This is a genomic window from Bacillus sp. 95MFCvi2.1, from assembly GCF_000374965.1.
GTDB classification, from domain to species: Bacteria; Bacillota; Bacilli; order Bacillales; family Bacillaceae_G; genus Bacillus_A; species Bacillus_A pseudomycoides.
The window spans coordinates 1-11,857 of sequence record NZ_KB895747.1 but is presented as its reverse complement, the minus strand read 5'-3'; the positions used below and the strand labels follow the sequence as shown (position 1 = coordinate 11,857).

Here is an 11,857-nt window from a genome sequence, read left to right as displayed (position 1 = left end):
CTCCCTGGTGCCGCTGTAACTGCTATCCAAATTGATGGCGTATTACACGAATTTTCAACAGTTGAGGGCGTAGTAGAGGACGTTACGACGATCATCTTAAACTTGAAAAAGTTAGCTCTTAAGATCTACTCTGAAGAAGAGAAGACGTTGGAAATCGATGTACAGGGCGAAGGTATTGTCACAGCTGCTGATATTACTCACGATAGTGATGTTGAAATCTTAAATCCAGATTTATACATTGCGACGTTAGCAAAAGATGCGCATTTCCGCGTGCGTTTAACTGCAAAGCGTGGCCGTGGGTATACGCCAGCTGATGCAAATAAAAGCGAAGATCAACCAATAGGAGTTATTCCTATTGATTCTATTTATACTCCAGTATCACGTGTGACTTACCAAGTGGAAAAGACACGTGTCGGACAAGTGGCAAATTATGATAAGCTTACGCTTGATGTATGGACGGATGGAAGCATCGGGCCAAAAGAAGCTATCTCTTTAGGTGCCAAAATCTTAACTGAGCATTTAAATATCTTCGTTGGTTTAACTGATGAAGCACAAAATGCTGAGATTATGGTCGAGAAGGAAGAAGATCAAAAAGAAAAAGTTCTAGAAATGACTATTGAAGAACTTGATCTTTCTGTTCGTTCTTATAATTGCTTAAAACGTGCAGGAATTAATACTGTACAAGAGCTTGCGAACAAAACAGAAGAAGATATGATGAAAGTTCGTAACTTAGGACGTAAATCCTTAGAAGAAGTTAAGCATAAGCTTGAGGAATTAGGTTTAGGCTTACGTAAAGACGACTGAGGATTTAATCTCATCAACAAAGGAGGGAACTACGAATGGCATACAGAAAATTAGGCCGTACAAGTGCGCAACGTAAAGCTATGTTACGTGACTTAGCTACAGATTTAATTATCAACGAGCGCATCCAAACGACAGAAACTCGTGCAAAAGAACTTCGTTCTGTAGTGGAAAAAATGATCACTTTAGGTAAACGCGGAGATCTTCATGCTCGCCGTCAAGCTGCATCTTTCATCCGCAATGAAGTTGCTAATGCTGAGACTGGTCAAGATGCACTTCAAAAATTATTCGCTGATGTAGCTCCACGCTATGCTGAGCGTCAAGGCGGATACACTCGTATTGCAAAAATTGGTCCACGTCGCGGAGACGCAGCACCAATGGTAATTATCGAGTTAGTATAATGATAATTAAAAGGGCAGGACAGTTCTTTTCAAGTAACTGGTCGTGGCCCTTTTTTTTTAAATATAGAAAATAGGCTAACTTGATGAAGTAATGAGAGAGGGTGCCTTGCATTGAAAAAAGAGAAACTTCGCACGCAAAATATATCATTTCAATATCCCGGGGCAACTTCTTATGCGCTAAAAGACGTATCATTCTCTTTATATGAGGGAGAATGGGTTTCTGTAATTGGACAAAATGGTTCAGGAAAGTCTACACTTGCAAAATTATTAAATGGTTTATTTTTACCGGAATCAGGCACGATTGTTGTAAATGATACAATGACTTTATCTGAAGAAACGGTATGGGATATTCGAAAGCAAATAGGTATGGTATTTCAAAATCCAGATAATCAATTTGTCGGGACCACAGTGCAGGATGATGTTGTATTTGGTCTTGAAAATATCGGGATGCCTCGGGAACAGATGGTAGAACGGATGAATCAAGCGCTGCAGATGGTCCGAATGGAAGAGTTTCTTAATGAAGAGCCTCATTCGTTATCTGGTGGACAAAAGCAACGTGTTGCAATTGCAGGTGTGCTAGCATTGCAACCATCTATTTTAATATTGGATGAAGCAACATCGATGTTAGATCCACAAGGACGACGTGAAGTAATTGAAACGGTGAGGAAGCTTGTGGATACAAAAGGTATTACCGTGTTATCGATTACGCATGATTTGGAAGAAGCTGCACAGTCAGACCGTGTTATCATTTTGAATCAGGGAGAAATATTAGAGGTAGGTACGCCAGAGCAAATTTTCAAGTCCTCTCATATGCTTAGGGAAATCGGATTAGATGTACCATTCTCAGTGAAAATAGCAGAATTATTAAAAAGAAATGAAATTCCACTGCAAAATACGCATCTTACAATGGAAAGCTTGGTGAACGAACTTTGGAGATTACATTCCAAACAGTAGAGCATCGTTATCAATATAAAACTCCATTTGAAAGACGCGCGCTTTATGATGTAAACGTGTCGTTTCCAAGTGGGGGGTATTATGCCATTATCGGTCATACTGGTTCCGGCAAATCGACGATGATTCAACATTTAAATGGTTTATTGCAGCCGACAAATGGCACGGTCCAAATTGGGGAGCATTTGATTTCCTCACAAAAGAAAGAAAAGAAATTAAAGCCGCTACGAAAAAAAGTAGGGGTTGTCTTTCAATTTCCAGAGCATCAGTTATTTGAAGAAACAGTTGAGAAAGATATTTGTTTTGGACCCTCAAATTTCGGAGTATCGGAAGAAGAGGCAAGACAAAAGGCGAGGGATGCAATTGAGATTGTAGGATTGGATCCAGAGCTATTAGCGCGTTCGCCGTTTGAGTTAAGTGGTGGACAAATGAGACGTGTTGCAATAGCAGGCGTACTTGCGATGGAACCGGAAGTGCTTGTATTAGATGAACCCACAGCAGGGCTTGATCCTAAAGGACAGCATGAGCTTATGGAGATGTTTTATAAGCTTCATAAGGAACAGGGGCTTACAGTAATCCTTGTTACCCATAACATGGAGGATGCTGCTAAATATGCGGATCAAATTGTGGTTATGCATAAAGGAACGGTCTTTTTGCAAGGAACAGCAGAGGAAGTATTTTTACATGCAGATGAGTTAGAACAAATCGGCGTGGATCTTCCAATGTCTTTAAAGTATAAACGTGCAATTGAAGAGAAGTTTGGTATTTCGATTCCGAAGGCTACCTTATCTTTAGAGGATCTTACTCATGAAGTTGTACAGGTGTTACGAAAAGGTGGTCATGAATCATGCAGCAGTTGATTATTGGGAGATATATTCCAGGTAGGTCACTCATTCATCAACTTGATCCACGTGCGAAGCTGTTGATTGTCTTTTTATATGTATTTGTTGTCTTTTTAGCAAATAATGCGATTTCATATGGACTTTTATTTTTATATGCACTCATTGCTTTATTTTTTGCAAAAGTGCCGATTCGTTATGTACTTTCGGGCTTAAAACCAATCTTATGGATTTTTCTGTTTACCTTTTTTCTGCATATTTTTACAAATAAAGAAGGGGATGTACTGCTTGAGCTTGGTTGGTTTTCGATACATGAAAAGGGATTAGAGCAAGGGATATATATTTCTATACGCTTCTTTGTCATTATTTTAATGACGACATTATTAACGTTAACAACAACACCAATTGAAATTACTGATGGTATGGAAACATTGTTAAAGCCATTAAAGCGTATAAAGGTTCCTGTTCATGAAATTGCATTGATGATGTCTATTTCTCTTCGTTTTATTCCAACATTAATGGATGAGACGAGTAAAATTATGAAAGCACAAGCATCCCGTGGTATTGATTTTTCTGGTGGGCCGATAAAGGATCGATTAAAGGCGGTTATTTCTTTGCTTGTACCGCTTTTTATTAGTGCTTTTAAGCGTGCTGAGGACTTAGCGATTGCAATGGAAGCGCGTGGGTATCAAAGTGGTGAAGGACGTTCTAAATTTAGGCAGCTACGCTGGAAAACAAGCGATACGTTAACGATAGTAAGTTTACTTTGTTTAGCATGTATTCTAGCATGGGTGCGATCGTAATGGAGAATAGAGAAATGGAAAGAATAAAATGTACAGTTGCATATGATGGCATCAATTTTTGCGGTTATCAAATTCAACCGCAGCATCGTACTGTTCAACAAGAAATAGAGAAAGCTCTGCAAAAGTTGCATAAAGGAGAGCTTGTTCGTGTTCAGGCATCAGGACGAACAGATTCTACTGTTCATGCAAGAGGACAGGTTATTCATTTTGACACACCGTTGTCTCTTGAAGAATGGCAATGGATGAATGCCTTAAATACGATGCTGCCAGACGATATAGTTGTCAGGCAAGTAGAGAAAAAAACAGAAGATTTTCATGCACGCTATGGTGTTGAGAGAAAAGAATATCGCTACCGTGTATTATTATCTAAAAATGCTGATGTATTCCGTAGAAATTACGTATACCAGTATCCATATCCACTTGAGATAGAATCTATAAGAAAAGCAATTCCTTATTTTATTGGAACACATGATTTCACTTCGTTTTGTTCGACAAAAACTGACAAAAAGGATAAAGTGCGAATAATTTATGAAATAGATTTAATGGAACAAGATGATGAGTTAATTTTTCGTTTTGTAGGTAATGGATTTTTATATAATATGGTTCGAATTATTGTTGGTACACTACTTAGCATAGGACAAGGAAAGATGGTTCCTGACAGCATTCCAGAGATTTTAAAAAAACAAGATCGTCGTTTTGCAGGGAAGATGGTGCCAGGGCATGGGCTTTATTTATGGCAGGTAAACTATAACAACTAATCCTGGTGTAACATTTGCTTGACATTAGAAACTCAAAAGGATATCATAACATATGGTATTGTTTCTAAAACCACGATTAGCCCCGGAAGGAAATCGTGTTTAAGATAAACAATAGATTTTTTCTATGGAAAAGATAACGAGGAGGGAAACACATGCGTACGACTTTTATGGCAAAAGCTAACGAAGTTGAGCGTAAATGGTATGTGGTTGACGCTGAAGGTCAAACTTTAGGTCGCCTTGCTAGTGAAGTAGCATCCATTTTACGTGGTAAAAACAAACCAACATTTACACCACACGTTGACACGGGTGATCATGTAATTATTATTAACGCTGAGAAAATTCATTTAACAGGTAATAAATTAAACGATAAAATTTACTACCGTCACACTAACCACCCAGGTGGACTTAAACAAAGAACAGCTCTAGAAATGCGTACAAACTACCCTGTACAAATGTTAGAGCTTGCAATTAAAGGCATGCTTCCAAAAGGACGTTTAGGACGTCAAGTGTCTAAAAAATTAAATGTGTATGCTGGAGCTGAGCATCCACACCAAGCACAAAAACCAGAAGTTTACGAACTTCGCGGATAATTAATTAAAGGAGGGCTTACATTGGCACAGGTACAATACTATGGTACTGGACGTCGTAAGAGTTCAGTAGCACGCGTACGCCTAGTTCCAGGCGAAGGACGCGTTATCATTAACGGTCGTGATTTTGAAAACTATATCCCATTTGCTGCATTACGTGAAGTAGTGAAACAACCTCTAGTTGCAACAGAAACTTTAGGTAACTACGATGTACTTGTAAACGTAAATGGTGGTGGATACACTGGTCAAGCTGGTGCTATTCGTCACGGTATCTCTCGCGCTTTATTAAAAGCTGACCCAGAATACCGTCTAACATTAAAACGTGCAGGTCTATTAACTCGTGACGCACGTATGAAAGAGCGTAAAAAATACGGTCTTAAAGGCGCACGTCGTGCACCTCAGTTCTCAAAACGTTAATTTTTGCGAACTTCAAACCCCAGTCTATTGGCTGGGGTTTTTTATTATTTCAACCAGTAAGACCCGCTCCTCTAAACGAAGTGAAGGTGGGGGGAGTTCAATATGCCTAATGGAACTATATAAAGTGAAACTTCCACCCATCGTGAGCTTACGGGATAAATTTATTTTAATTTTTCACAATATAAATCACTGCTATGAAGAACAAAAGGTAACCTGCACTCGTATGTTCTTTTTGTTTAAACTTGGTTGGCAGGGGGCAGAGAAAGGTTTTATATTGTTTTTTATTTATATAATTATCCTCAATTATTTTTAGTCCCCTTATTATTGCTTGGAATATTTTAGTGCTGCCTTCTTACGTATGCTTCATCTTTAGAAGTTTAGACTAATACGTATTAGGGAGGTTTATAAGTGCTATGAATGTCATTGTTAGCTTACAAGAAAAACAAAAAGAAAAGCAGTTGAAATATGAACGGAAGATGCTTCGCGAACTATCATTAAAAACATTAAGATCTAATATTCGTGATGCCTTCGATATGAAAGAGCTGCACAGACAGTACGAGGATTATTGTATTGAACTTGGAATTGAATCGTACTTATTAGGAGCAAGATATAGCAAATTTGGCTATTATGGTGAATCTTTTTTTGATGTGAAATATAGAGCTTTAGAAGAGGAGCAGCAATTAACAGAAATGTTGTTTCAATTTTTAACAAGCATGACCATGCGGGAGATAGAATCAAACGATAAGGAGTTGCTGTATGAGTCCTGTGAACAGTTTATTAGTTCATGGTGGCGCGAAGGATATGAAAAGGGTGAAAGAAGATATCGTTTAAAGCTGCATTAAGAGAAGCATAAACTTTCCTCTTGTCCCATATAAGTAATTAGAGGGACTAGCTGGAGGAGGAAAGGTATGAAGAGAATTCGAATTATCTCTTTTATGCTTGCTGCGGTTGTACTGTTTTTCTTGGTAAAACAAGAATTTCAAATTGCAAAATCGTGGAGAGCTTGGAATTTACCCTTATCTGGAAAAGTAATTGTACTAGATGCCGGACATGGTGGACCAGATGGAGGGGCGGTTGGTGGTAAGGATATTGTAGAAAAAGACATTACGCTTGAAATTACAAAAATGGTACAAGACTATTTGCAAGAACAAGGTGCTTTAGTTATTTTAACGCGAGAGGGAGATTATGATCTAGCTGATAAAGACACAAAGTCATATAGTAGGCGCAAAGCAGAAGATCTCAAAAAACGTGTAGAGATTATTAATAAGCCGGATGTAGACTTTTTTGTGAGTGTTCACTTAAATGCTTTGCCTAGCAGTAGTTCGAAGGGAGCACAAACGTTTTATTATCGGTCTTTAATTGAAAATGAGCGTGCAGCAAAGTTTATACAGGCTGAATTGCGAACTAGCCTAGAAAATACGAACCGCTCAGCTAAAACAATCTCCCGTGTTTATTTACTTAAGTATGCAAAAACACCAGGTGCTTTAGTTGAGGCTGGTTTTTTATCGAATGTAAATGAACGATATATGTTAAATTCAGAGAAGTATCAGCAAAAGGTTGCAGCTGCGATATACCGGGGAATACTACGTTATTTTACGGAAAAAGGAAATCCTCCTGAGTAAGGAGGGTTTTTTGAGTTCCTCTCGTTAACGAAGTTTTCGGAAAATATGTTATACTGGAAATGTAAACGCATTTATTTTGGAAATGAAAATAAATAAACCCAATTTATTTAACATGACTTTATTTTTCATACAGGGGGCTGGGCTGATTATGGTAACGAAAGAGCAAGTAGTGGAGGCGCTTGAAGGGATTAATGATCCATTTCTACATAAAACATTAAAAGAAACAAATGCAATTAAAGAGGTAAATATAAAGCCTGAGAAAGAGCATGTCAGTGTTAAAATTGCAATTGTAAAAACAGGGACTGCTGAACAAATGCAATTGCAGGCTACTATTGTGAAGCTTGTGAAAGAACTTGGAGCAGCAACGGTTGGTTTGCGTTTCGCTGAATTTACAGAGGAAGAGCTAGCGCAGTTTGCGCCACCGCAAGAAGAGAAAGAAAGTCAATCTTTATTATCAGAGCATTCTAAAACAACATTTTTAGCAGTTGCAAGTGGAAAAGGCGGAGTTGGTAAATCAACTGTTTCTGTAAACCTTGCGATTTCATTAGCTCGTTTAGGAAAGAAAGTTGGTATTATTGACGCTGATATATATGGCTTTAGTGTACCTGATATGATGGGAATCGAAAAACGTCCAATCGTAAGAGGCGATAAAATTATTCCAGTGGAGCGCTTAGGGGTAAAAGTAATTTCAATGGGCTTCTTTGTAGAAGACAATGCTCCTGTTATTTGGAGAGGGCCAATGCTTGGTAAAATGTTAAATCACTTTTTTACAGAGGTGGAATGGGGCGATTTAGACTATTTAGTATTAGACTTGCCGCCAGGTACAGGGGATGTGGCTTTAGATGTTCACTCAATGCTACCATCTTGTAAAGAAATTATTGTAACAACGCCTCATCCAACAGCGGCATTTGTTGCAGCTCGTGCAGGTGCTATGGCACTTCGTACTGAACATAGTATTCTTGGGGTTGTTGAAAATATGGCTTACTTCGAGAGTAAAGTAACCGGTGAGAAAGAGTATGTGTTTGGAAAAGGCGGAGGAGATAAGTTAGCCGCAGAATTACAAACAGATGTATTAGGACGAATCCCACTTCAGCAACCAGATTGGAATAAAGAAGATTTTGCGCCATCGGTATACGAGGATACACATAAAACGGGTGTCATCTATCGGACGATAGCGGAGCAAGTTATTGATAGAACATCAGTTAAACAAAAATAAATTTATGCAAGTAGAAAAATTCCCCATCCTGTATGTGGTGATGGGGAATTTCTTATGTGCAAGGAGTTGTTTTATTTTTGTTCTTTGCTTCCGCCTTTTGAACCGCCTTCTCCGCCAGATTCTTTTTTTTCAGAGCCGCCGCTCTTTTCGGCTTTTTCAATACCTTTGCTAATGATATCAATTATCTTAGTTTGGAAGAGTGGACTTTCAGCGGACTCTGTTAATACTTGTTGTAAATATTGACGATACTCTTTGCTTTTCATTGTTTGTAGCATCATCTTCTCTACTTCGGGATTTTTCATGATTTCTATAACGCCTGCTTGATATTCAGGGTCTTTTAATAGAGTTTTCATTAAGGCTGTTTGTTCTTTACTGATACTTTTTGCGAATTTCGCTGAAAACTCTGGGTCTTTAAATAGTTTTTCCCAAAGCTGCTGCCCTTTTTCGGATACCATCGCATCTTCAATCGTTTTTTTGACCACAGTTTCATCCAATATAAGTGCTTGTTTCATTTTCTCATCTGTTAATACATCTTGAATTGCTTTTTTTCCTTGATCGGTTTTTAAAATATCGACAATCATTTTTTTTGTTTGATCGTAATCTAATTCAGATTTCGCTTCTTTTCCTTGTGCACATGCGACAAGTACAGTAAAAAGAAGTGAAGAAACTAAAACGAGCAGCATCCGTTTCATTAGCTGGAGCTCCTTTCAACACAGTTCTCTTTTTTAATATAAATATCTTAGAGGAATTTATACATGTTCATGGCTAGCTTTTTGAAATTGTCATTGATACAATTTAAGTAGAAATATATCAATAATGGGGGATGTGTTGTGAATAGCCGAAAATGGGTACGACTATTTTTAACGACGTTGCTACTTGGGGGGATTAGTACAATCCTTATTGGTTTTATTTTAGGATGGGACAAGTACGCTAAATTTTTTCAAAATTTCGACGGTAAAGAGATTCTAATGATTTCTTTTTGGTTACTTGGCGTTGGTTTTATTTTTAGCGTAATTAGTCAAATGGGCTTTTTTGCGTATTTAACAGTTCATCGTTTTGGACTAGGAATGTTCCGATCGTCTGCTCTTTGGAACGCAGTTCAGCTCTTTTTCATTGCATTTGTACTTTTTGATTTTGTTTATTTAAGATCGGTACTCGTTGCAAATGGAGATGTTTCGTTTGGGAATAATATTCTTGTAGCAGGAATGTTGTTTTTATTTGGAGCACTTGTAGCCTATATAAAGAGTAAAGAGACGAATAAAAAAGCGTTTATACCGGCTTTATTCTTTATGGTCGTCGTAACAATCCTTGAATGGGTACCGGCGCTTCGGATTAATGATACTGATTGGTTATATTTGATGGTTATACCACTTTTATTGTGTAATGCATATCAGTTACTCATATTACATCGTTTAATAGGACAAAGAAGTAAGTCAGTTAGTTAACAATATACGAGTGAAAAAGGATACAGCACCTTTCGTATGGGGTGCTGTATCCTTTTTAGTATGGGGGATTTTTATCCTGCTATTTGCGGACAGTAACACTTCCACCTCAAAATTCAGCGGAATTAAAGAGGTTAGGTGCAAGATGAACGGTCCATAAAAGCCCGATTGGTGAGGGCTAATAATCAGCGGGGAGAATTCCCACTGATTAAATTTTCACTTTATGTCATTACTTCTTGCGCTTGTGTTAGAAATAAGCTGTGATACAGATACTTGCTCATAGCCATCGCTTTTTAATTTCTGCAGGAGCAGCGGTAGAGATTTATTTGTTTGAAGTGCCGAATCGGAAGCGTGTAATAAAACGATGTCTCCACCTCGTAGATTGTTAGCAACTGTTGATACAATTTTATTTACACCAGGGTTTTTCCAGTCGTTTGAATTATTACTCCAGTGTACAACAGTATATCCAAGAGACTCTGCTACTTTGAGAACTGTTTTATTAAATTCCCCACTAGGAGGCCGCAAGAGCTTGACTTGTTTTATGCCAAGCTTTGTAAACACATCTTGCGAACGTAAAAGGTCTCTTCGCATTTCGTTCGCCTCCAAAGAAGTATAAGATGTATAGTTATATCCCATACTGCCAATTTCGTGACCATCCTGTATAATCCGTTCGACAATATCGGGGTGTCTTTCTGCCCATGCTGCAGAAAGGAAGAAAGTCGCATTTTTAATTTCTCTTTCTTTTAAAGTATCAAGAATAGGAACTGCTTTTTTATCTCCCCAGCTAATATCGAATGTTAACGCAACTTGTTTTTTTGCGGTATCGCCTTTGTAAATGACTTTTGGACCAGTTGCAGTTGAAAAAGCCGATTGATGAGAATATGTCTTAAAAAAAAGAAGCCATGCTGTAAACAAGGACAGTATAATAATTAAACTAATGTGCTTAAATTTACGTTTACTTGTTATAAAAAAGAAAAACATAATACTCCGCCCCTTTGTCCAATCCTTTTCAGTTACTTATATGCTCAAAAAGTTGAAAAGAGAACTGAACGATTAATATCGTAGGAAATGGATATAATGGACAATATAGTATGAATTGTAATTTTGGTGGTGATGCATTCGTCATTAGAGTTGATGAATATATTACGTTATTTTATATATATGTTTTGATTTTCTAACATATAAGTCGCTGCTAGGAAGAACAAAGGGTGATTTGCACTCGTTTCTCTCTTTGTTTTAATTTGGCATAGGGCGCGGAAAGAGGGTCTGATCGCTCCTATGCATGACCGGATGTTCTCTCCCACCCTAAAGATTAGAGTTTATGTGGGTTTTTTAATTTGTATTTATATAGGCATATGAGTAATTGTTGAGGTGATAGTTTGCTTGGGATTATGATTACAAAAGAAGAACAGAAAGAAATAGAATATGTATTGAAGAGAGAGCTGGATGAGCTTTTATTTGATTTTGCAGACGAGCGAATACATGATGTCGTAAAAAAGACAATGGAAGAACGATATAAAATTCTCTTTTGTTTATTTAGAAGAGTAGCAAATGCAGAAGAATGCATCCGTTATGTAAGAAAAAGAATTTTTTATTAAAAAGTGTTGACTCAAGTAGTTAATATATGATAAATTAATAACCGTCGCTGATGCAGAACAGCAGAAAGCGAAAAAAGAAATTAAAAAACTTAGTTGACATCGAAAAACGAAGATGTTAACATAAGGAAGTCGCAAATGAGCGGCAAACAAGTTCTTTGAAAACTGAACGAAACAAACAACGTGAAACGTCAATTTTTATTTTAGATGCTAGACAAACTAACTTTATTGGAGAGTTTGATCCTGGCTCAGGATGAACGCTGGCGGCGTGCCTAATACATGCAAGTCGAGCGAATGGATTAAGAGCTTGCTCTTATGAAGTTAGCGGCGGACGGGTGAGTAACACGTGGGTAACCTGCCCATAAGACTGGGATAACTCCGGGAAACCGGGGCTAATACCGGATAACATTTTGCACCGCATGGTG

General features: G+C 37.8%; 15 protein-coding genes and 1 rRNA gene. 14 read left to right on the top strand and 2 right to left on the bottom strand.

Features of this window, described 5'->3' with window-relative positions:
• From C568_RS0129385 to C568_RS0129330, 11 genes are all read left to right on the top strand, one after another.
• The coding region (locus C568_RS0129385) for a DNA-directed RNA polymerase subunit alpha (protein ID WP_018783617.1) at nucleotides 1–804 on the top strand (804 nt) is incomplete at its 5' end.
• A 35-nt stretch (nucleotides 805–839) separates the two neighbouring features.
• Nucleotides 840–1,202: a 50S ribosomal protein L17 gene (gene rplQ / locus C568_RS0129380; RefSeq protein ID WP_000331491.1), complete on the top strand. Its 363-nt coding sequence runs from the start codon at nucleotides 840–842 to the stop codon at nucleotides 1,200–1,202.
• Nucleotides 1,203–1,313: 111 nt separating this feature from the next.
• A complete protein-coding gene (locus C568_RS0129375; protein WP_003194387.1) occupies nucleotides 1,314–2,156 on the top strand; it encodes an energy-coupling factor ABC transporter ATP-binding protein in 843 nt (280 codons plus the stop codon).
• Nucleotides 2,132–3,013, top strand: coding sequence for an energy-coupling factor ABC transporter ATP-binding protein (locus C568_RS0129370; RefSeq protein WP_018767976.1), 882 nt, complete (start codon nucleotides 2,132–2,134; stop codon nucleotides 3,011–3,013). The genes C568_RS0129375 and C568_RS0129370 overlap by 25 nt, the downstream gene beginning before the upstream one ends.
• Nucleotides 3,001–3,795 (top strand): energy-coupling factor transporter transmembrane component T family protein, encoded by a 795-nt coding sequence (locus tag C568_RS0129365; protein ID WP_018783616.1) that lies wholly within the window; start codon nucleotides 3,001–3,003, stop codon nucleotides 3,793–3,795. Before C568_RS0129370 ends, C568_RS0129365 begins: the two co-directional genes overlap by 13 nt.
• Before the next feature lie 14 nt (nucleotides 3,796–3,809).
• Entirely contained in the window at nucleotides 3,810–4,553 is a 744-nt protein-coding gene (truA, locus tag C568_RS0129360) for a tRNA pseudouridine(38-40) synthase TruA (RefSeq protein ID WP_029427978.1), read from the top strand.
• Nucleotides 4,554–4,705: 152 nt separating this feature from the next.
• Entirely contained in the window at nucleotides 4,706–5,143 is a 438-nt protein-coding gene (gene rplM, locus C568_RS0129355; RefSeq protein ID WP_001260793.1) for a 50S ribosomal protein L13, read from the top strand.
• Between the two features lie 21 nt (nucleotides 5,144–5,164).
• Entirely contained in the window at nucleotides 5,165–5,557 is a 393-nt protein-coding gene (gene rpsI, locus C568_RS0129350) for a 30S ribosomal protein S9 (protein ID WP_000079986.1), read from the top strand.
• Between the two features lie 413 nt (nucleotides 5,558–5,970).
• Entirely contained in the window at nucleotides 5,971–6,399 is a 429-nt protein-coding gene (locus C568_RS0129340) for a DUF2521 family protein (protein WP_003194397.1), read from the top strand.
• Nucleotides 6,400–6,465: 66 nt separating this feature from the next.
• On the top strand, nucleotides 6,466–7,179 hold the full coding sequence (gene cwlD / locus C568_RS0129335; RefSeq protein WP_018783613.1) for an N-acetylmuramoyl-L-alanine amidase CwlD: 714 nt from the start codon (nucleotides 6,466–6,468) through the stop codon (nucleotides 7,177–7,179).
• Between the two features lie 148 nt (nucleotides 7,180–7,327).
• On the top strand, nucleotides 7,328–8,395 hold the full coding sequence (locus C568_RS0129330; protein WP_018783612.1) for an Mrp/NBP35 family ATP-binding protein: 1,068 nt from the start codon (nucleotides 7,328–7,330) through the stop codon (nucleotides 8,393–8,395).
• A gap of 71 nt (nucleotides 8,396–8,466) precedes the next feature.
• Here C568_RS0129330 and gerD read toward each other — a convergent pair whose 3' ends face one another.
• Nucleotides 8,467–9,087 (bottom strand): spore germination lipoprotein GerD, encoded by a 621-nt coding sequence (gerD, locus tag C568_RS0129325; protein ID WP_003205520.1) that lies wholly within the window; start codon nucleotides 9,085–9,087, stop codon nucleotides 8,467–8,469.
• Nucleotides 9,088–9,225: 138 nt separating this feature from the next.
• On the opposite strand from gerD, the gene C568_RS0129320 reads away from it, so the two are divergent.
• The gene (locus tag C568_RS0129320) at nucleotides 9,226–9,840 is read left to right on the top strand and encodes a KinB-signaling pathway activation protein (RefSeq protein ID WP_006093095.1); all 615 of its coding nucleotides are present in this window, start codon (nucleotides 9,226–9,228) and stop codon (nucleotides 9,838–9,840) included.
• Between the two features lie 213 nt (nucleotides 9,841–10,053).
• On the opposite strand, the gene pdaB is transcribed toward C568_RS0129320, so the two are convergent.
• Entirely contained in the window at nucleotides 10,054–10,818 is a 765-nt protein-coding gene (gene pdaB, locus C568_RS0129315; RefSeq protein WP_006093094.1) for a polysaccharide deacetylase family sporulation protein PdaB, read from the bottom strand.
• 398 nt (nucleotides 10,819–11,216) lie between these two features.
• On the opposite strand from pdaB, the gene C568_RS0129310 reads away from it, so the two are divergent.
• Together C568_RS0129310 and C568_RS0129305 are read left to right on the top strand one after the other, a co-directional pair.
• Nucleotides 11,217–11,435, top strand: coding sequence for a hypothetical protein (locus tag C568_RS0129310; RefSeq protein ID WP_006093093.1), 219 nt, complete (start codon nucleotides 11,217–11,219; stop codon nucleotides 11,433–11,435).
• A gap of 222 nt (nucleotides 11,436–11,657) precedes the next feature.
• A 16S ribosomal RNA gene (locus C568_RS0129305) occupies nucleotides 11,658–11,857 on the top strand; the annotation flags it as partial.